The organism is Candidatus Aquicultor sp., from assembly GCA_036504445.1.
Taxonomy (GTDB): Bacteria; Actinomycetota; Aquicultoria; order Aquicultorales; family Aquicultoraceae; genus DASXVE01.
Genome location: DASXVE010000024.1, coordinates 99,479 through 119,783, shown reverse-complemented (window position 1 = coordinate 119,783; position 20,305 = coordinate 99,479). Strand labels below are relative to the sequence as shown.

Genomic DNA, 20,305 nt, shown 5'->3' with positions numbered 1-20,305 from the left:
TTAGCGTGAACTATTGCCGGGTGTTGTTAACGGTTTTGCTGTGTGCTTGCTTGCTGGGAGCATCGCCTCGAACAATTCGATGGACTCGCCGCGAGACACTCGAACCCGTTTTAGCTTTAGGAGGAAGTCACTGGGAAGCCACAGACCTTGTCTGGTTGTAAACGCGGCTTTATAACCGGCGGCTCGTACAGCGTCCATGACCTGGACGTTGTAATCGCCAAATGGATACGCAAGGAAATTTACCGGATAGCCGGTTTTCTTCTCAATCTCAGCCTTTGATTGTTGCAGTTCGTACGTAACTTTATCCAATGGGAGCGTAACAAGGTCGGAGTGCTTCATAGTATGCGATTCAATCTGCATGCCGTTGTTAGCCATTTCAATTACCTGCGGCCAGGTAAGACCGCGACCGCGGTCCACGCGCTCGGGAAGAACAAAGAACGTGCCGCTCGCACCGCGTTGTTTCAAGATTGGATAGACAACCGTATATGAATCAGCCGATCCGTCATCGAACGTCAAAACGATAGGGTTCGGCGACAGTTTTTTTCCTTCAATCAACCCGCTATACGCATCATTAAGGCTCACAATGGTAAAACCGCGGGATTGTAACCAGTCCAGCTCTTGCATGAACGATCCCGTGTCGACGGTAAGATTATATTCGGTGGTGTTTATAAAATTGGTTTTATCGTTAACGCAGTGATACATGAGCACCGGAATATAGCCCGGTATGCTTCGTGATTGCGCGCCAGTAGAACTAGATGCGCCCGGTTGGGTGTCTGGCTTTGACGTATTCGCAGGCGGCGTAATGGTGGTCGTTTCGATAGTGCTTGATTCCTCAATGATCGGGTCGAGGTTTTCCGAAGCTACAATCGGTGTTTCTTCATAGGTCGGGATGTTCTCGGTTTCTTGTTTTGCGGCATGGTTCGGCTTGCTTTGTTCTTTGTGCCCGCCGGGGCTTGTTGTGCCCATGATCAAGGTTCGCACGTTTTTTACGCTTATGGCTCCACTTGGGCCAATATAGGCAGCCACTAACACAGCCAATACGAGAACAGTGATGATAACACTTGCAATCGTAATCCGCCTGTTTCTTTGCTTATTCTTGTCCTTAACCATACTGTTTATCCTGTATCATGTATGCGCTATATGCAAAACATACTTCAATTCATACCCTGAAAAGATATTGATAAATATGATATGTCATTAAAAAGCACGTAACAGTATACCGTATTGTAAACTTTTGTTGCCCAGCTAGCTACCCATAGTACCAGGTTGCTGATAAATTTTACACTTAATGCGCTACGGCCACGAACAATTTGGCTGCAATGAAAGCAGCGCAATAATTACCGTGGCATGATTATCTTATCGGCATAAGATTAGCCGGCCTAAGCCCTCATTCGGCAGCCAATGTCCTGATAAAGAGCCCGGCAAGCCGCTCTGCAACGAAACATAATTGCGCTTAGTGGGTATATAGATATGACAAGCAGTACGATGAGAGGAGGAAGCTCATGGGGCCCTTGGTATCGGCGATACCGTTTGTGCAGATATTTACCCGTACCGCGGTCATCTATTTCGTGGTTCTGATCGGGTTGCGCTTGACCGGCAAGCGTGAAATTGGGCAGTTTACCCCATTTGATCTCGTCCTTGTGCTTCTTATCGCTAATGCCGTGCAAAATGCGATGGTGGGGCCCGACACATCGCTGTCCGGGGGCATAGTCGCCGCACTTACGCTTCTCGGCATCAATTATCTTGTCTCAGCTATAGCCGACCGCAGCCGTATTTTGCAGGAGCTTACCGTTGGAAAACCGACCCTGTTAATTCACGATGGCAAGGTAATCGAATCGAATTTAACCAGAGAGAAAATAACCTACGACGAACTCGAGGCTGCGCTTCGCGAGCACGGCATCAATAAAATATCGGACGTGCAGGGCGCAGTTCTTGAAGTCGATGGGTCGATCAGCGTCGTTCCTAAGGTATTGCAGGTTACCCAGACAAAAAAGAGGATAAAATATATACGGCGCCACTAGTAAGGGTCGGTGCCGTATAGGTCGAATCAAGAATGTAGGGTAAGGGCATCTTTTCTACCAGCATGAATCTAGCGAGTATGCGCTAGCCATTCGAGCCTTTTGGCTCTTGTTCCTTTACCATACTCCACCTAAAAACCTTTCCTACGTGTTTAGCGGCAACTTCTGCTGGGTAATTGGAAGGCACGTTATACTTCAAGGGAGGGTTGCCTACGAAACTACGCAAGGTTCTTCTCATTACGCCGCCATACCACTGCGGCATGGTTGAGTCGGTAGGCGTCTGGATGCCGCTTGGTCTGGCCTCCCTGGCCGGATCACTTAAGAACGCGGGGTTTGACGTTGAGATATATGATGCCATGTCGCGCTTTGACACGATTGATCAGGTAAAAGAGCACATAGCTGAAGCGCAGCCGGATGTTGTTGCGACAACGGCCTATACCGCCACAGTTAATACGGCAATAGAGGTGCTGAGGTTATCGAAGCAAGTTATGCCCGGTGTTGTAACGGTTATCGGCGGGTCCATCCGACGTTTATGGCTCGCGAAGTTCTCCGCGATGGGGTAGTCGGTTACGTTGTTCGCGGTGAGGGTGAGCATTCATTTCCCGAGCTTCTTACCTGTATAAACGCTGGTGATATGCCTCAAAAGGTTCATGGCATATCGTTCGTCGATGCTTCGGGGGCGGTCGCAAGCACGCCGGACCGGTCTCTTATTGAAGACCTCGATATGTTGCCGGTTGCATGGGATATGATAGACTGGCCGCTCTACTACTACCGAGCAAAACCAGATTCCAGGCTCGCAATTGTGAGCTAGGCGCGGGTGTGTACGAATACCTGCACGTTTTGCTCCCAGCAAAAGCCGTGGAGACAATCGTGGCGTGCACGAGACGCCGAATCGGTAATCGCCGAACTGAGGATGCTCCGCGAGCGCTTCGGGGTGGATACTGTCGAGGTGGCCGATGAGTATCCTACACTCGATCGAGACCGCTGGGCATACATTCTTAAACGCCTTGTTAAAGAAGATCTTAATATCGAGCTTTTGGTTGAAACCAGAGCCAATGACATTGTGCGCGACCGGGGCATTCTTGATAGATATCAACCTCATTAACCCAATAATCAAGCCCGACGCAATGACTCGCGACAATTATCCGGGTTATTGAGTAACGCGTTTATGCGATTCTATCGGAATAAGCTGAAGAATTTGCACCGGCTACCGGCACACAAACAGGAGTATATGGTGCGGCTGGCGGAGCTTTTGGTAAGCGACTCTATCGCTTCAATGAAGGTGTATGCGGAGCGGCAACCGGTCACCGAAGCGGTTGCATAGGGAGGCATTTGCATGCTAGTTGCGATGTACGTGGTTGCAATATCGCTTATTGTGTTTATCGCAATAGGCCTGGTGCTTACGGTGGGCGCATTACTATCGGCGCGAAGTAATCATCAAACGGCTACGAATGATACTAAGCGATTATCGCACGTGAGAGAATCCGCCGTTATGTCGGGCCGGTGACGCCCGACATGCCGCTTTTCAACCCACCGGCGCGAATCGGTATTGAATTTTTTTGCGCAACGTGCGGCTTCTAGGGCCTTGGCTGGATGGTGTCCAGCCAGATTTTCGTCGGTCTGGTAATGATGTCCAGTGTACCGGCATTTGTGTGGGCGTTTTACCCGGCCTCGGTTACAAGCGACGGGTCGCAGTGAATACGGGCCGACCCCGAAATGCAGTTGACCTCCGCATTTAAGATACCGGATTTCCTCAAAAGCGCTGTTTCAATCAGGAGCGTGCACGACGGGCACCACATTCCGTCCACGCTGATATCCGCCGCGTACCCGTTAAAGCCCCGGTTCTTCTGACACCGGTCCCGAACATGATTCCTGACGTTATCGTAGTGGCTTACGTCGAGGCCAAGCTCGCACGCCAGCTCATACACCTGCAGGCAGCCACGGCAGCAAAAGATTTTCGTATCTTCTTGATTATTCTCATCGCCTTTCCACGTGTATGCCATACCGGTAACCGGCAGCCCACACAGGTCGCAAGCCATCCGCTCCGTAGTATCAAGGTATATCCCATGCAAACCTCTTGCTCGTCACTCTTCTTGTCGTCATATATATCCCCAGTTAAGAGGTTGTTGAATCGCCCTAGCTTATGGGACCAGATCAAACTGCGAATGGCATAGCCCAGGAGAAGCATGCAACGATTTGGGCCAAAGCGGTCACTTAACAGGCAGAAAAGCGCATATTACCTAGAAAAGATGGGTAATAATACCATAGTATTTTATAAGGCGGGGATAGACGTGAATACTCACAAGCATGACCATAATGAAAAGCAAGCGCACAATCATGACAGCGAGGCCGAACAAAGCCATGAACAACATGGTGTTGAAGAAGCACATAATCATGTACACCAAGGTGATAGAAAGCATGGAGCAGCCGGTGAAGGTGCCGGGCACGCTGGGCATGAAATAGTTGCACCCGCATGGCAATCGGAGTACGGTTTTGAAACCGAGCATGTTGCTCACGGCCCTGAAATGGTAAAACAGCTCCGCAATGCTTTCATCGTAACCGCCATTCTAACGGCGATTATCGTTATTACGTCGCCGATCGGCACAACGATTCTCAGGCGCAGCGTGCCGGTGCCCATCGACCTCAACCTGTTTCACTTCATTCTCGCCACACCCGCCGTTTTTTACGGGGGTTGGTTTTTCTTCACCGGTGCCTGGCATGCTTTGAAACACCGCACAACCAATATGGCAGTTCTGGTCTCGGTTGCCGTTCTGGCTGCCTATCTCTACAGCGTCGCGGCAACTTTTATTTTCAGAGCTCCCACCTTTTACGAAGCGGCAACGATGCTGCTCACCTTCGTGTTGCTCGGGCACTGGCTTGAGATGGCGGCTCGCGGGCGCACCAGCGAAGCTATCCAATCGCTTCTAAGTCTCGTTCCCGCCACTGCAAACCTCGTCAGCGACGGCGAAATCAAAGAGGTGCCGGTCGCAGACGTTAAGCAAGGCGATGTTCTCCTTGTTCGACCCGGCGAAAAGGTGCCGGTCGACGGTGTGATCGTCGACGGTGAATCGTCGATCGACCAATCCGCGATCACCGGTGAGTCGATACCTGTTCCCAAAGGTGTAGGGGATGAAGCAATCGGCGGCACAATTAACCAGGAAGGCGCGTTTCGGATGCTCGCCATGAAAGTCGGCGAGGACACGACGCTCAGCCAAATCGTTAACATGGTAACGGCGGCGCAGCGGACGCGCGCCCCGGTGCAGCGCGTCATCGACCGGGTGGCGGCCTACCTCGTACCGGTAGCGCTCGGCGGCGGCTTACTCGCGTTTCTTGTGTGGCTCGCATTTACTAACCAGGGGTTTTTGTTTGCGCTGACCGCCGGTATCTCGACGGTTGTTATTGCGTGCCCGGATGCGCTGGCGCTTGCCACGCCGATAGCGATTGTGGTCGGCACCGGTGCCGGCGCGCGAAAGGGTATTCTCACAAAGAACGCGCTTGCCTTCGAGCGGGCCGCCCGTATCAACACCGTGCTATTTGATAAAACAGGTACGCTCACGGTTGGACACCCTGAAGTGCTGGATATCGTAACTGCCGGTCCGCTCTCGCGAGACGAATTACTTCGCCTGGTCGCCGGGCTCGAACTTGGCTCCGAGCACGCCATCGCAAAGTCGATAATCGAGGCGGCGCGCGCAAGGGGAATTATTGATTTGCCGCAGGTTTCCAACTATAGGGCTGTGCCCGGTCGCGGTGCCGTCGGCACCATCGAAGGTCGCAAGGTCATGGTGGGAAACGCCAGCCTCATGAACTCTGAATCGGTCGACGTGCGTGAGATATCACAGCTGGCGGATAAGCAAAAAGGCAACCGCCAGACACTTATCTACGTCGCGATAGATGATGTCATACAGGGCGTCATCGGGCTTGCCGACCGCATACGGCCCGAATCAAAGCAAGCGGTCCGGCAGCTTCGCGATATGAGTATTGATGTCGCCATGATCACCGGGGATAACCGTGCTACCGCCGACGAGGTCGCCGGCGAGCTCGGTATTACTACCGTGTTCGCTGAAGTTCTGCCGGCTCAGAAAGCCGAAAAGGTACGGGAACTGCAAGGACGCGGCAAACTCGTTGCCATGGTCGGCGACGGTATCAACGATGCGCCAGCGCTCGCACAAGCCGACCTCGGGATTGCTATTGGGGCGGGCACCGATGTTGCAATCGAAACAGGCTCAATCGTACTCGTCAAAAACGACCCGCGCGATGTTGTGCGGGCTATTCGCCTCGGCAGGCTCGTCATGGGCAAGATCAGGCAGAATATCGCCTGGGCTATCGGTTACAACGCCATTGCTTTACCTGTTGCCGCAGGTATGTTTTATCCCTCGACGGGATTACTTCTCAGCCCACAAGTCGCAGCCCTAGCAATGTCAGCCAGCACAATAACAGTAACCTTGAACTCGCTATATTTAGGCAGACAAGCACGAATAATTTAAGGGCAAGAGTTCGAGCCCCCTATCTCCACAAATGAAGTTAACTCTGGTATTTCTACCAGGGATTTATCTTTTAAATACTTCAATGAATTCTAGGCTCGAATCCTGTCCGGGGAATATTACTAATTAATGGCTGCGATGAGCTGCCACTTTCTTATCCTTTCAATATTTTTGGTTATGGGTTGGGTCTCTAGAGTTATTAATGAAAACTCAGTAAGATGAGAAGCATGAGTAACCGGGAGTATTCACGGCTTAAAAGACCAGTTTATTCGGCGCCTGATTTCGTAAACCAGGCGCTTACTGAGCGTGGTTTAATGGAGGCTTACAAGTCTCGTCCACCTTATCAACAGAACGATTACATTGGATGGATCATACGTGCCAAGCGCGAGGAAACGCAACGCAAACGACTTTCCCAGATGCTTGATGAGCTTAAAGAAGACGATCGGTATATGAACATGGTTTATAGACCAAAAAAGGCGAATCCTTAACTATATATCTCAGAAATCGCTGTTGAGATGTATGTTCTAAGACCATCCCCACACCTCCGCACCTAAAAGGGAAGCCCTGGTAGTAATGGCGGCTTTTTGTTGCCTGGATACCATATTTTCGTCGCAATCGTTTATACTCTAATTGTAACTGTAATGGTATAGCTTTCGAGGAAGGAGCGGTGTTAATGACTCGGCCTCGCGTTCCCTTGTTAATCCAGGATATGGACCCTAAGCCTATCGCAGAAGCCTATGCTAAGCTTACGGGCAGGGCACCCTTTAGTATCGCCGCTAGGAAAGCGCTGCGATTAAGCAGCGACGAGGGCAATGTGCTAGATGTTGCTTGTGGTCCTGGCTATTTTCTTGCTCAGCTGGCCAAGCTTGCCCCGCATAAAGAGATTCATGGTCTCGATATCTCTCCCAATATGCTTAGCTTAGCTAAGGACACGCTCCAGAAGCGCAACCTCGATGCGAAGGTGCAGCTTCACCTAGGATCGGCTTTTGACCTTCCTTTCGAGGATAACTCCCTTGACCTTGTAACTAATTCTAATTTTCTTCACCAGATCGATGATCCATCGCAATTTCTCTACGAGATGGTGCGAGTTCTTAAACCTGGCGGCACAGGCATTATCTTTGACTTCACAAGAGATGTTCCCTCGTGGGTGAGGAGTTTGGCGTATCTCCATACCAGATACACACTCTGGAAACAAATTCCCTTGGATGGCATGGGCAGAGTTATCGATGCCTGCTTTACAATTGAGGAAATTGAGGGGTATTTGGAAAAGATACCATCTATTAAGTGGAAGATTGAGCGCCCTTTAATGATGGTTATTACTACGATTTGGAAGGAACCTATCTAACAAGATCGTCTCCGTAAGTCCACACCTAAAAGGGAAGCCCTGGTAGATATGCCAGGGCTCTTGTGCTTTGAGAAATAACTCTTAAAGTGACCCGCTAGCCGGCTTTGCGCGTCCTCTCTTCAGGCGATTGCTCTGCCTCTTTTGCTCGCTGCAGTGCTCTTCCTACCCATAATGTTGCAAGCACCGCAACGATGGTGACAATTACGGCATAGGTCAGTAATGAAGTTACGCCCGTGGCGGTTCCAAATACGGCTTTAAAGATAGCAAGAATTGCGTTATTCCAAGCAAGCGCAGCAACAAAGGCAAAGGCTGCCGTAATAAATGTGGCCATCGCTTCTAGTATTTGAGATCTCATAACTAAGCACCCCCTTATCATGAATCGCGTCTCATGTGTCTTCTCTTCCCGTTGTTGTTAGTTCTAATCACCTAAACAAGATGGTATTGAGCTTCACCCTCAAGAGTATTTTCAGGGCAATGGAACAATTGAACAATTGGCAGCAGAGCTTTTATTAGAGCTTAGAACATGGTTAAGTTCATAAGTTGGAAGGAAAGCGAAGCCCCCTTAAAGCCGATCACCGATATGCGTAAGTTTATGAAATTAAGGCCATATAGCATTCATAAGAACGTAGATTATCTGAATCGGATGTGGTGATGTGAAAAGTGGAGATGAAACCATGGAGGACACAAGCTTGGAAAAAGCAATATTTGCAGGCGGATGTTTCTGGCACATGGAGGCTGCTTTTGAAGCGTTAGATGGTGCAGTTGATGTAGCATCAGGCTATACGGGAGGACAAAAGGAAAATCCAACCTATGAAGAAGTCTCGTCGGGTAATACCGGGCATTATGAAGCCATCCAGGTAACCTATGACCCGCTAAAAATAACCTTCGAACAATTACTCGATAATTTCTGGAACAATATAGATCCCACTGACGCGGCAGGGCAATCAAATGATAGGGGTCCTCAATACAGGACTGCGATCTTTTATCATAACGAAACGCAAAAGATGCTTGCGGAGAAGTCTAAAAAGTCGCTTGAGGAGTCGGGCAAATTTAATAAGCCGATCGCAACATCAATACTTCCCGCTCGTGAGTTTTATAGGGCCGAAGAGTATCATCAGGATTATTACAAGAAGCATGCTATAAGATGCAAGCAATACTAGTTAGGGTCAGAACCTCTACCTATTGCCTACCAGCCGGTTTAGGTTGTTTGAGTTGCTGGTGGATAAAAGCGGCGAGCTTCTTTAAGTCTCCTTCTGATGCACCCACGAAACGAATCCCAATGCGGTATGCTTTACTTAGCTGTTCGTATTTGGAGCAGTTCACGATCGTGCCCGCAATAATAATATGTTCGTCGGCCTGCAGTTCGATGATGAGGTGGACGGATGTGCCCACTGTAATCTCGCTGTTGGCATACGCAATTACTCCGATACCGCCTTCGCTTATGTCGTCGACAAAAGCGCCCTTGTAAATATTACCGGTTGTATTAGCCTGGATGCGGAAATTAATACTTTCACTTGGTTTCAAACGGCGGTGCTTGCGCTGTGGAAGCGGTTTAGGAGTACCTACCGGGCAGACGGCAATCAGGGTTCCATCGGATGACTGCTTGTACACGATGAGCTTCATTGAAGAAGCATTCATATCTTCAGCGAATATGACCTCAACGGCTCTATCCGTTAGATCGATATCGAGGGTAGCTTTTCGCTTTGACCTGCAGATGAACAGGTCATCATCAATAGCCATTTCAATGGAAAAATATATCACGTGGTCTAACTCTTCAGGGCGAAGACAAAACGATGCACCCTGGGTTAGGAACTCTTTAACGCGATTATTAGTTGCTTCTATGGTGGATTTAACAGTTGCCATAACTACTCTATCGGTTTGATCCGCCATTAATAAAGAGAATTGTTGCAATTATATCATAATTTCTATAGAGGTAGTTGCGGAAGCCAAGAAATTTTGGCGCATTAGCGGGAATAATTGGCGTTGTTAACCTTCGTACCGGGCATGATATAAATTGCTTTACTGCGTGTCGCCGAGCGCCTGCAGATACACCATGCTCGTCGCATCGGACATAGATTTAGTGGTGAATTTTTCTCGAACGAGTACGGGGCCGCGCTCTGCAAAAGCGTTGCGAAAGTCTGCGTCGCCGATAAGGCGCAGGACGGCACCGGCAAGTGAAGCAGCATCATTTGACGCTGCCAATAGCCCGTTAATACCGTCATCGATGATATCGGGTACGCCGCCGGCGTTTGTCGCTACCACGGGTAGCCCGAGCGCCATCGCTTCGAGGACAACAATACCGAACGGTTCATTGACCGACGGCAAAACAAAAATATCAAGGCCCGCCATGTAGCGCCCCGGCTCATCGACAAATCCCAGAAACGACACATTATCTGCAATACCCAGCTCGTTAGCCTGCTTGACAAGCTCATCATGAAGCGGGCCATCACCCATAAGGATGAGGTGAACATCCGGTTGCATCTCGACAATGCGCTTCATGCTTTGCAGCAGTACGCCATGACCTTTAAAAGGCACAAACCGCCCGATGGCGCCGAGCAAAAGCGTATTCTCGGAGAGACCAAGCTCACGTTTGGCAGCAGCTTTATTGCCTGTTTTATACCGGTCCCACTGGGCAAGATCGATCCCATTTGGGATAATGCTGATGGCGTTGTCCGGCAACCCAATCTCCATTTCCAGGCAGCGTTTAAGCTCGGTAGATACCGCGATTATGTGGTCGACCGCACCGAATACCATCCGGTTTATACGGCGGTTTATCTGATAGTGTCTGGACGCAGGGTTAAGGTTGCTGGGAAAATTGTGAACGGTCAAGATGCGGTGCTTCACGGGGTAAAAAACCGATGAAACCCAGCCCACCACAGCAGCTTTGTTGCCGTGCATGTGCAGAATATCGGGTTTGATGCCGCGCAGATGTTCGGCGACTTCGCGGGCTGATGCAAGGTCGGCTCGTGGGGAGATGGAGTCGGCGATATCAACTTCGATGTGCTTGACTCCGATTGAGTCGAGCGCCGCAAACAGCTTCGGTGCGGATGGTGAAATAACAACCGCATCGTATTCCGACCGGTCAAGCTCTGAGAGCAGGCCTGTTATGTGCGTTTGAATGCCGCCGCCGGTTTTTCTTAGCAGGTACGCAATACGTGTCATGTCGTAGCCGTCCACCAATCGTATTTTGGCCGGACCCCTTTCGTTATACTTCGAGCATGCTATCTCTACCTATTTAATAATTGGCAATTCGCCAACATCTTTGAGCTGGGGCGCGATAATGGGGATTACCTCTTCTATGCTGTCGATGAGGTAATCCGGATTACTTTTGGCAAGCCGCAAACCGTGAAACCCGTAGGTTGCGCCGATGGTCGTGGTCCCCGCCGTTCTTCCCGCGATAACATCGACGTCGCTGTCGCCGACCATAACCGCATCGTGCGGTTCGGTATTTAGATAATGAAGGGCCTTTAACACGGGCTCGGGATCGGGTTTGAGGTGCGCTACATCTTCGAGTCCCACCACGTAATCGATATAGTCGCTAATGAGCGCGAGATCGAGCGTTTCGATAGCGGTCACGTGCGAACGGGTTGTAACAACACCGATTTTTATTTCCGCCTCTTTGAGTTGAGCTAGGGTGGATAGCGTTCCCGGAAAGGGTTTTGATAAGTAGAGGTGCTCTAATTGGAAATCCCGATGGGTTTGTGAGAGCGCTTTGGTGTCCTCTCCGGGGGAGAGCGTCTCATAGATGGTTTCAAGCGGGATACCGATATACTGTGCTATCTCCCGGCGACCTTTCGGCGCCAACCCGAACTTGTTGAGCGTATATTCGTATGCTTGGAAAATGAACTCCGACGTGTCGAGGATGGTCCCGTCGACATCGAATAAAGCCGTCCTAAATTTTTGCATAACGGCATTATATCACATCGAAATAGGTATATTCATGGCGAGTAAGGTAAAGCCGTAGCCCGGCGAGCAATCTAATCGCACCTGGTTACGGCAGGTAAAACGGTATTTCGTGACGCGAGGAGAGGATTATATGACGCGTACCATAAGTGTGCTTGGTTTTGCCGGCAGTCTGCGAAAAGGTTCTTATAACAGGGCGCTGCTGCACAATGCGAAGGAACTAGTACCACCCAACATGACCATCGAAATATTCGAGCTCGATAATATCCCGCTCTACAACGGCGATGTCGAAGCACAAAGCTTTCCAGAACCGGTTCTGGAGTTTAAGAACAAAATCAGGGCCGCCGACGCGTTGTTGATCGCCATGCCGGAGTACAACTACTCGATTCCCGGTGTACTCAAGAATTCAATCGACTGGGCGTCACGTCCGCCGACGGACTCGCCGCTGCACGGCAAGCCTGTTGCGCTCCTAGGGGCTTCAACGGGTGGCTTCGGAACCGTGCGCGGGCAGCTTCAACTGCGTCAGTGCTTTATATTTACGAAATCGTTATGCCTGGTAGACCCGGAGGTGTACGTGTCTCGCGCCCACGAAAAATTCGACGCTAACGGCAATCTTTTGGATGAGACAACCATCGCTCAGATAAGAAGCCTGCTACACGGGCTTTACGAGTGGACGATACAGCTAACGGAGTAACATCATGAAGCTATTGCTTTCATATGACGAAGTACAACCGGAGTCGCTCCCGCTGGTCGGGGGCAAGGGTGAAAATACTGCCATACTCTACAAAGCCGGTTATCGTGTGCCCCGGGGCTATATTCTTACTTCGGAAGCATTTCGAAACATGCTTGTACGCGCAGACGTGGGCGTTGACTTAAATGCGTTTCTGTCACGCGATATAAATCAACACGAGCTTGGTGTGCTGACGGAGCGGTTGCGCACTGCCGTAGTCTCCGCGGCACTTGATGATGACACCATGCAAGCGCTCCAGTATGTATACGATCGGCTCATAGAAACCACACCGGTCGGACTTATTGTGCGAAGCTCTGCAAATGTCGAAGATACGCCGAACGCGAGTTTGGCCGGGTTGCTATCTTCATTCCCCGATATACGCGAATTTGAGGATCTGGTGCTTGCGGTGCGGCGCTGCTGGGCGTCCATTTTTACTACGGAAGCGCATATTTACCTAAAAGAGCAGGGGCTGTTGGCACCGGGTATCGCGGTCGCTGTGCTTGTCCAAACAATGGTGCCGGCGGAGCGATCCGGCATCATCTTTTCCATGGACCCGGTAACCGGCGACACAGACAAAGTAATCATTGACGCTATATTCGGTTTTGGCGAGGAGATCGTATCCGGCGAAGTGACGCCGGAGCGTTACGTATATTCACGCAAGCGCGATATGATTGTTAGCCGCAAAATGGGCAGGCAAGCCGAGTTTATAACCCCATCGGGCGAGCGCAAACCAGTGTTGGATGAAATCAAGTCACGACCGAAACTCAGCGACCGCGAGGTATATGAACTTGCGCAGATCGGTATCAATCTGGATGAGTTATTTGGGAAGCCCCAGGATATCGAGTGGGCTTTTGCGGATGGCGCATTCTATATTTTACAGTCGCGCCCGATCGTTATCGGCGAGCGATATGAAAAGCTTTTCCCGCAGATCGGCGAGCACACGGTACTGCTGCGCGGAACCGGGGTAAGTCCGGCGGTTGGTTCGGGCAGGGTAATGCTTATCAGCCCCGACACTATGCCGGATGTTGATTGCGACACGGTTGTGGTGGCGCAGCGTATTACCAACGAGCTGGCGGTATATTTACGGCGTGCTGCAGCTGTTGTTACCGATGAGGGCGGCGCAACCAGCCACGGCGCAAATATCTTGCGCGAGTTCGGCGTTCCGTGCGTGCTTGGAACGGGCAATGCGACCGAAAAGCTTAAAGAAGGCCAAGTGGTCACAGTCGATGGTCTTAGAGGGGTTGTGTATGCCGGCGACCTCAGCATACGGGTGCGCGAGGTTGCTGCCGTACCGGAAACCCGGACGCAAATATTTCTCTCGGTACTCATCCCCGAGAAGGTGCGGAACCTCGCTTCTTTCGCAGATGGCGTGTCATCGCTTCGCGATGATTACTTTTTGTTCGAGAGCGGCGTTCATCCCATCAAGATGATACGCGAAGGTCTCGGTATCTACCTGGAGGACAGTATTACAAATGGAATCGTGCAAACCCTGACAATGTTCGATGGGAAGCCGGTGTGGTACAAGACAATGGATGCACCAACCGATGAGTTTAGAAGGCTGCAAGGTTCAGAAGATCCCGAGGAGCGAAACCCGCTCTTCGGCTGGCGGGGTATCGGGCGTGAGCTCGAAGAGCCTGAAATGCTAAAACTCGAGTTTCGTGCGCTTAAGCGGGCGCTCGCGCAAGCCGATGGCGATCTCGGTGTCAAACTTTCCTTTGTGCGGGTTGTAGACGAGCTGGTCAGAGCAAAAGAGGTGCTTTTAGATGTCGGACTTCGTCCGCATGAGGATATTAAGGTCGGCATATCGGTGGAAAATCCGGCTGCCGTATTTATGCTGGCCGAATTCATAAACGAAGGCATAGATTTCATAAGTGTCGGGTTAAGCGATCTGGTTATGTGCGCGCTTGCAATCGATCGTGAAAGTCAGAAGGTTGCAGACCTTTTTCAGCCTAGCCACCCCGCGGTACTCCGCCTTTTAGACGAGATTGCAGCCGTAGCTCAAAGATACGGCGTATTTACATGCGTGGCCGGCGAAAGCGCTCGCGATCCGGCGATATTGCCGTACCTGGTCAACAAGGGGTTTGACGCGGTCGGCGTGTCACTCTCGTTTTTCAGCGAAGTAAAAAGCGCCGTTGCGTCCATCGAGCGCGACACGGGAACATTCGGAAGCGGTAGGAGTGTCGTCGGGCTGTAACCGCATGGTAGCCGTATTAATAACCATATGAGCGGTTTTGCTGCTACGATGTTACCGGGCAGTAGCCCGTTAATACCGCGTGATGCCAGCGTGAACCCTTCTGCTTGTATTTAGAGAAAATCAGTTACGTATTCGTTAAAAGTTGCGGAATCGGGGAATTACATTAATTAGAACGGTGGTCTGCATGGTCCGCACAATGACAGCCAGATCAGATTACGGGCAGCGGATCAATTGGTTGGTAGGAGGTGAGAATAATGCCGAACAGACTGAATTGGCTTGATTGGACGGCGCTCACTCTCGCGCTTATCGGCGCCATTAACTGGGGTCTTGTTGGATTTTTCAATTTTGACCTGGTTAGGGCGATCTTCGGAAGCGGTATTACCGGAACAGCTGCGATAAGCACGATATCGCGCGTAATCTTTGCAATCGTTGGTTTAGGCGGTCTCTATTCAATCTACTCGCTCACAAAGGTCGCAGGTCTACAGTCGCGTGTAATGCCGGCTGAGGATCGCGAGCGCATGAGAAGAGCAGCATAGTCATAACGTCTTGTATCTTAGTTCTTGAAGCGGGTGGCCATTGCCACCCGCTTTTTTACCGTCGTAGAATAGGAATCGCAGTTGCTAGTCACGTAAGCATGCGCCACCCAATGTTTTAAAATGCTCGTAAGGGTAGATTTAGTGCTAAGGCCGTCAAAAAGCGCTTATGCGTGGACGGGGTCGATTGAGTGTTCCGCAACGCGTTTGTGCAAACCGTCTGTAAGCAGTCTTAATAATTAAAGGAGTAATGCACGTGGCTGAGTTCGTGAACCCGTTCTCGGGTATGGTTCCCAGGAAAATGACAAAAGAAGAGCTCATAAGAGCTATTCGCCTTAATATTAGCGCCGAAGAAGAGGCCATTCACCTGTACATGGCTCACGCGGATGCCACCGACGATGCTCTGGCGAAGGCCGTGCTCGTAGATATCGCCAACGAAGAGCGCGTGCATGTAGGTGAGTTTCAACGGTTGCTAAGCTATCTCGCGCCCGATGAAGACAAGTTCCTCGCTGACGGCACTCGTGAGGTTGACAAAATTAAGGCCGAAACCGGTAGTCTATAACGTTTGCTACATCCCAGATACCAGGTGGTAATTTACCTGGGGGATAAAACTAAACACCTGTAACCTCAAGCCTTCCGCATACGCATCAAGAAAGCAAAAGGCCCGCATAGTTTCACGGGCTTTTTCTTTTTGATGCTTAATTTGTGAAAATTGAACGACTACTCGAACCGAATTCCAGCATAAAATTGAATACTTTCTCATCTACGAGACTATCTCGTTCCCCTAAACCATTATTAAGCTCAGCTCATACTGCGTTTTTGTTTATCGTTGGATAACGATAGGTTTCCTCGAGGCTAAGAGATAGCCCTACATTCAAATGCTGCTTTAACCCACGTTACACCGCTTTCATTTGGATACATGAGACGTTCTAAGATTCTTGTTTACGCAATTAGTATACGGGTAACTTTTTCAACCGGGTCCAGAACTTCTGTGAATATTTGCGAGCTAAAGGAGGTGAGAGTTCGCTTCTAACCTTGACAAGTAAGCTAGACCTAGTTGAGCAAACCAATAGAAGGAGATGATGAATTTGAGTAAAAAACTAACAATGTTGCTGACGATAGTAGTCGCGCTTGCCTTAGTTCTAAGTGCTCCGCTGGCAACTTTAGCTGCAGGCGGAAGAGCCCCAGTAAGCGGTATGGATACCGTGAAATCAGAAGATCGGGCTCAAAATATTGTCTCGAATGACTCTTCGGCAAAAGATTCTGTGAAAGACCAGGCTCCTGTCACAAAAGATGGTCCTGGTAGCGTGAAAGATAACGGCCAAGGTGGTACGAAAGACGGCGTAAAGGGTGGCGGTAGCGCTGATGAAGTAGCACCTAAGAAGGACAATAATGGTGCTTCCGATGACGTAAGGATATACACGAGGACGAATACATCACAGGATCAGAAAGACAACAACAAGGACAACGGCAACAACGACAACAACAAGGATAACGGCAACAAGGATAACGGCAACAACGGCAACAAGGATAACAACAACGACAACAACAAGGACAACAACAAGGATAACGGCAACAAGGACAACAACAAGGATAACAACGACAACAACAAGGATAACGGCAACAAGGATAACAAGAATGGCCACGAAGGCAAAGATAATCGCGACGGCAACAAGGACAACAAGAATGGCCACCACGAAGGCAAAGATAATCGCGACGGCAACAACCATAAGCCTGGCGACATAAGCAAAGGCTTCAAAGACAGAGACAACAAACGCTGTAACGGCAGAGATAACAGATGCTTCAAAGAAAACAAAAAGAGAATAATCTTCAAGCACAAAGAAAACAGGTGCTGCTTCAAAGAGAACGAGAAAAGGTTCGTCGAGAAAGAAAGCAACAGATGCTTCAAGCACAAAGACAACAAGTGCTGTTTCAAAGAAAATGAGAAGCGAGTTGTTTTTAAAGAGAACAGGTGCTTCGAAGAGAACGGATGCTGCTTTGCTAACGAGGCTCACTTCATTGATGTTAACAACATGTTCAAAAGCTTTGCTAGCCACAAAATAATCAAGCATCACAAGATATTCAAGAGCCACAAGATAGTCAAGAAGCACAAAATCCACAAAGGTCACAAGTGCTTCAAGGTCAAGAGGGTCAAGAGCTGCAGTAAAAGCAGGGCTTTTATGTAAACACACAGTCATGCTGATTAAGCTCAAAGGACCAGTGAACCGAGCTTGATAGAGGGCAGAGAAAGGGGCGACCGGTTACCGGTCGCCCCTTTCTCATTACGCGCCGATTGATACGTTAAATTGTAAAAATTATCGCACCCGTAAAAAGCTCAGGCTAGATTTCCTCAACGCCTTCTACGTCGTCTTTCCGTTTAAATACAGGGTTTTGAAGCTCATCGGTCTCTTGCATTGCCCGTACTGGCAGCACGGCCCGTTTATTTCTGAAGAGTAGCGATGTGCCGGTAGCAAACAATGCGATTAGTGCAGCATACTGAAGCGTTGCGTTGATGCTATCGGTGAAGCCTTGCTTTGAAGCCGTTTCGATATCGTGGCCTAACTTTTTAAACTTAGCAGCCATAGCTTTTTGTATTTCCGCTTGTTTAGCTTTCATTTGCTGCTGAATCATAACTCGTTTTTGTGGCGGGAGATTTGCGGCATTCGCCGGCATCGCTGGTGGCTTGATGTTCTTCATTTGATCTTGCATGAGTTTACGAAATTGCTGCTCTTTTGATGTATCTGATCCCAGCTGCGTATCATTGGCTTTTGCCATCGTCACGATCTCTGTTTTCGCCGCGCGGGGCAGCCCGTCAATCTTATTGATATTGGCTTCGATATTTGCAGACATAGTGCTTTGCAGGAACGCTCCCAGGATGGCAATACCCATGACCGCACCGATTTGCCGCATGGTACCGGTGATGCCCGATGCGCCGCCAAACTCGTCCGGCGGAATATCGAGCAGCGTGATTGTTGAAAGCGGCCCATTGGTCATACCCATACCTAAGCCCAGAACGATTGACGGTCCGATAAGGTCGGTAAACGATGTTGAAAGCGCAAAACGGCCGATATAGTATAGGCCGATTGCCATAACGGCCATACCGCTGACAACAACCCATTTACCACCGATCATATCGGTTAACTTGCCCGAAAGCGGTGCCGCAAATATTACGGTAGCCGCAAACGGTAGAAGCATCATACCGGTTTTGAGCGCCGAGTATCCCAGCACGCTTTGCAAGAACAGCGGCAACAGGAAAAACGCACCCATTGTGGCAAAGTTGACGACTGCGGTAGAGAAATTACCGGCCGAGAAGTTCCAGTTCTTAAAGAGTTTTACATCCATCATTGGGTCGACTTTTACCGTACGCTCGTAAAGCACAAAGGTGATCGCCGATATAACGGACAGGGCGAACAGTGCCGGAATAATGCTAACCGAACCAAAATGAAGCTTCATCCCGAGCAACTTGGGAATCTGATTTGTATGCCACCAGCCGTATTTTTGCCCCTCGATGAATGCAAATGTGAGCAGGAATACCGAGATCGCTGAGAGGATGATCCCACCGAAGTCGATCCGGTGCGTGCGCTCGGCATCGCGCGATTCCTTTATCGCAACAAATGTGGCAAGCAAGGCTAACATGCCGAACGGTATATTTATAAAGAAAACATAGCGCCAATACTGCGAAATACCGAACAAGCCGTTGATCGTGGCGCCAAGCCCGCGGTCGGTCATAAAGCCCCCGAGAATCGGGCCGGCAACAATGGCAAGACCAGAGATAGAACCCCAGATACCCATCGCCATGCCGCGCTCTTTTCTTGCAAAGTTGGCCGAAATCAACGAGAGCGTTGCGGGCATCATGCTGGCCGCGCCCAGGCCCTGGATAATACGAAAGATGGTGAGCTGTGTCACATCGGCTGCGATACCGCATAGCATCGAGCCGATTGTAAAAGTGATAATTCCTAGGCCGAACATCTTTTTTCGCCCGATCATATCGCCTAACCGGCCGAATGTGATGAGGAATATGGCGAACGCGAGCAGGTAAGCGTTACTGACCCACTCTACCTGGGGCAGCGTTGCGTTAAAATCCTTAATAATTTTCGGGATCGCAAGGTTTACAACGTTTCCATCGAGGACGATCATAAACAAGGCAAAACTGACCGTGCCAAGCGCCCACCACTTCCGGTTGCTATCAGTGATTAACTTCATCGAGTATCCTTTCAACTGACGGTACAATAACAATGGTATGCAACCATTAAAGACTTAAAAAACAATGGTCGGCAGGCTTGTTATTGCTTGCCGACCATTGTTTTTTAATGCATGTTATACAATAATATGAACTAAAGTTCATATTGTCAATGAAAGATGATTAGGTGAATGCTTAATGCAGGCACAGATCGGGCGGGCCAGAAAGCCCCGGCAACAAAGAGGAATCGAGACGCGGGAGCGGATTATCGATGCTGCGCTGCATCTCTTTTGCGCAAAGGGGTATCACGGCACGAATTCTAAAGAAATCGCAGCTGCGGCCGGTGTATCCATCGGCAGCTTCTATTGCTATTTCGAAGATAAAAAGATGCTCTTTCTTGAGATTTTAGATAAGAATTTCCTTTTAGGTCGCGAGCATCTTCAGGAGCACGTGCGGGCAATGCAAGATAATTTTAGCATGGATGGCACGCGCACACTGCTGCGAGGTTTTATTAAGAACCTGTTCAGCGCTCATCAGTTTTCAACCGAGTTTAACCAAGAGGCCGCCGCGCTCATTCTCTGCGACCCCGATATACGGCAGGTTCACGATGAGCACGAAGCGGCGCTCATCGGTGAGATCGCCTCGTATATCGCTCTCTTCGGTGATACGGTTCGCGTAAAAGATACTGAAGCGGCGGCGTTTTTGGTATACCGGTCGGTCGAAACGGTTATGCATGCTGCACGTCACCCGAACCAGGGCATAAGTGAGGACCGTCTGGTTGATGAGCTAACCGATATGCTCGCCGCATATCTATTCTGCGGTAATTCCACCTTTTAGGCAGAATTATTTATTAATAATTCGTACTACGCTCTTTTATGCTTCTGTGTTTTGAGTAGAATAGTATGTAAGCCCTATTTTAGT

At 49.8% G+C, this 20,305-nt stretch carries 22 protein-coding genes; 14 read left to right on the top strand and 8 right to left on the bottom strand.

Features of this window, described 5'->3' with window-relative positions; genetic code table 11:
- Positions 1-1,110 carry a polysaccharide deacetylase family protein gene (locus VGK02_06680; GenBank protein ID HEY3374730.1) on the bottom strand — a complete coding sequence of 370 codons (1,110 nt, stop codon included), beginning with the start codon at positions 1,108-1,110 and terminating at the stop codon, positions 1-3.
- Between the two features lie 392 nt (positions 1,111-1,502).
- On the opposite strand from VGK02_06680, the gene VGK02_06675 reads away from it, so the two are divergent.
- From VGK02_06675 to VGK02_06655, 5 genes are all read left to right on the top strand, one after another.
- The gene (locus VGK02_06675) at positions 1,503-2,021 is read left to right on the top strand and encodes a YetF domain-containing protein (protein ID HEY3374729.1); all 519 of its coding nucleotides are present in this window, start codon (positions 1,503-1,505) and stop codon (positions 2,019-2,021) included.
- 203 nt (positions 2,022-2,224) lie between these two features.
- The gene (locus VGK02_06670) at positions 2,225-2,581 is read left to right on the top strand and encodes a cobalamin B12-binding domain-containing protein (protein HEY3374728.1); all 357 of its coding nucleotides are present in this window, start codon (positions 2,225-2,227) and stop codon (positions 2,579-2,581) included.
- Positions 2,551-2,829, top strand: coding sequence for a hypothetical protein (locus tag VGK02_06665; protein HEY3374727.1), 279 nt, complete (start codon positions 2,551-2,553; stop codon positions 2,827-2,829). The genes VGK02_06670 and VGK02_06665 overlap by 31 nt, the downstream gene beginning before the upstream one ends.
- Positions 2,830-2,835: 6 nt before the next feature.
- Complete coding sequence (locus VGK02_06660) at positions 2,836-3,123, top strand: radical SAM protein (protein ID HEY3374726.1); 288 nt, start codon at positions 2,836-2,838, stop codon at positions 3,121-3,123.
- A gap of 231 nt (positions 3,124-3,354) precedes the next feature.
- Complete coding sequence (locus VGK02_06655; protein HEY3374725.1) at positions 3,355-3,525, top strand: hypothetical protein; 171 nt, start codon at positions 3,355-3,357, stop codon at positions 3,523-3,525.
- Positions 3,526-3,679: 154 nt separating this feature from the next.
- Here VGK02_06655 and VGK02_06650 read toward each other — a convergent pair whose 3' ends face one another.
- Positions 3,680-4,057 carry a hypothetical protein gene (locus tag VGK02_06650; protein ID HEY3374724.1) on the bottom strand — a complete coding sequence of 126 codons (378 nt, stop codon included), beginning with the start codon at positions 4,055-4,057 and terminating at the stop codon, positions 3,680-3,682.
- A 252-nt stretch (positions 4,058-4,309) separates the two neighbouring features.
- Between VGK02_06650 and VGK02_06645 the strand changes: the two genes are divergently transcribed.
- The 3 genes from VGK02_06645 (at position 4,310) to VGK02_06635 (ending at position 7,844) form a co-directional block, all read left to right on the top strand.
- Complete coding sequence (locus tag VGK02_06645) at positions 4,310-6,502, top strand: copper-translocating P-type ATPase (GenBank protein ID HEY3374723.1); 2,193 nt, start codon at positions 4,310-4,312, stop codon at positions 6,500-6,502.
- A gap of 224 nt (positions 6,503-6,726) precedes the next feature.
- Complete coding sequence (locus tag VGK02_06640; GenBank protein ID HEY3374722.1) at positions 6,727-6,987, top strand: YdeI/OmpD-associated family protein; 261 nt, start codon at positions 6,727-6,729, stop codon at positions 6,985-6,987.
- A gap of 185 nt (positions 6,988-7,172) precedes the next feature.
- Positions 7,173-7,844 carry a class I SAM-dependent methyltransferase gene (locus VGK02_06635; protein ID HEY3374721.1) on the top strand — a complete coding sequence of 224 codons (672 nt, stop codon included), beginning with the start codon at positions 7,173-7,175 and terminating at the stop codon, positions 7,842-7,844.
- A 94-nt stretch (positions 7,845-7,938) separates the two neighbouring features.
- On the opposite strand, the gene VGK02_06630 is transcribed toward VGK02_06635, so the two are convergent.
- Complete coding sequence (locus VGK02_06630) at positions 7,939-8,199, bottom strand: DUF5654 family protein (protein ID HEY3374720.1); 261 nt, start codon at positions 8,197-8,199, stop codon at positions 7,939-7,941.
- A gap of 298 nt (positions 8,200-8,497) precedes the next feature.
- Here VGK02_06630 and msrA point away from each other — a divergent pair, with 298 nt between their 5' ends.
- On the top strand, positions 8,498-9,004 hold the full coding sequence (gene msrA / locus VGK02_06625; GenBank protein HEY3374719.1) for a peptide-methionine (S)-S-oxide reductase MsrA: 507 nt from the start codon (positions 8,498-8,500) through the stop codon (positions 9,002-9,004).
- Between the two features lie 19 nt (positions 9,005-9,023).
- Here msrA and VGK02_06620 read toward each other — a convergent pair whose 3' ends face one another.
- The 3 genes from VGK02_06620 to VGK02_06610 all read right to left on the bottom strand — a co-directional run bounded on the left by VGK02_06620 (position 9,024) and on the right by VGK02_06610 (position 11,750).
- Entirely contained in the window at positions 9,024-9,707 is a 684-nt protein-coding gene (locus tag VGK02_06620) for a PilZ domain-containing protein (GenBank protein HEY3374718.1), read from the bottom strand.
- 156 nt (positions 9,708-9,863) lie between these two features.
- On the bottom strand, positions 9,864-11,006 hold the full coding sequence (locus VGK02_06615) for a glycosyltransferase family 4 protein (GenBank protein HEY3374717.1): 1,143 nt from the start codon (positions 11,004-11,006) through the stop codon (positions 9,864-9,866).
- A gap of 69 nt (positions 11,007-11,075) precedes the next feature.
- The gene (locus VGK02_06610; protein HEY3374716.1) at positions 11,076-11,750 is read right to left on the bottom strand and encodes an HAD-IA family hydrolase; all 675 of its coding nucleotides are present in this window, start codon (positions 11,748-11,750) and stop codon (positions 11,076-11,078) included.
- Between the two features lie 130 nt (positions 11,751-11,880).
- On the opposite strand from VGK02_06610, the gene VGK02_06605 reads away from it, so the two are divergent.
- The 4 genes from VGK02_06605 to VGK02_06590 all read left to right on the top strand — a co-directional run bounded on the left by VGK02_06605 (position 11,881) and on the right by VGK02_06590 (position 15,766).
- Positions 11,881-12,441 carry an NADPH-dependent FMN reductase gene (locus tag VGK02_06605; protein ID HEY3374715.1) on the top strand — a complete coding sequence of 187 codons (561 nt, stop codon included), beginning with the start codon at positions 11,881-11,883 and terminating at the stop codon, positions 12,439-12,441.
- Between the two features lie 4 nt (positions 12,442-12,445).
- Positions 12,446-14,671: a PEP/pyruvate-binding domain-containing protein gene (locus VGK02_06600; GenBank protein HEY3374714.1), complete on the top strand. Its 2,226-nt coding sequence runs from the start codon at positions 12,446-12,448 to the stop codon at positions 14,669-14,671.
- 254 nt (positions 14,672-14,925) lie between these two features.
- Positions 14,926-15,207: a DUF378 domain-containing protein gene (locus tag VGK02_06595; GenBank protein HEY3374713.1), complete on the top strand. Its 282-nt coding sequence runs from the start codon at positions 14,926-14,928 to the stop codon at positions 15,205-15,207.
- A 253-nt stretch (positions 15,208-15,460) separates the two neighbouring features.
- A complete protein-coding gene (locus tag VGK02_06590) occupies positions 15,461-15,766 on the top strand; it encodes a ferritin family protein (GenBank protein HEY3374712.1) in 306 nt (101 codons plus the stop codon).
- An 874-nt stretch (positions 15,767-16,640) separates the two neighbouring features.
- On the opposite strand, the gene VGK02_06585 is transcribed toward VGK02_06590, so the two are convergent.
- Together VGK02_06585 and VGK02_06580 are read right to left on the bottom strand one after the other, a co-directional pair.
- Positions 16,641-17,402 (bottom strand): hypothetical protein, encoded by a 762-nt coding sequence (locus tag VGK02_06585; GenBank protein ID HEY3374711.1) that lies wholly within the window; start codon positions 17,400-17,402, stop codon positions 16,641-16,643.
- A gap of 142 nt (positions 17,403-17,544) precedes the next feature.
- On the bottom strand, positions 17,545-19,407 hold the full coding sequence (locus tag VGK02_06580) for an MFS transporter (protein ID HEY3374710.1): 1,863 nt from the start codon (positions 19,405-19,407) through the stop codon (positions 17,545-17,547).
- Positions 19,408-19,582: 175 nt separating this feature from the next.
- Between VGK02_06580 and VGK02_06575 the strand changes: the two genes are divergently transcribed.
- Positions 19,583-20,221 carry a TetR/AcrR family transcriptional regulator gene (locus tag VGK02_06575; GenBank protein ID HEY3374709.1) on the top strand — a complete coding sequence of 213 codons (639 nt, stop codon included), beginning with the start codon at positions 19,583-19,585 and terminating at the stop codon, positions 20,219-20,221.
- Positions 20,222-20,305: the final 84 nt, after the last annotated feature.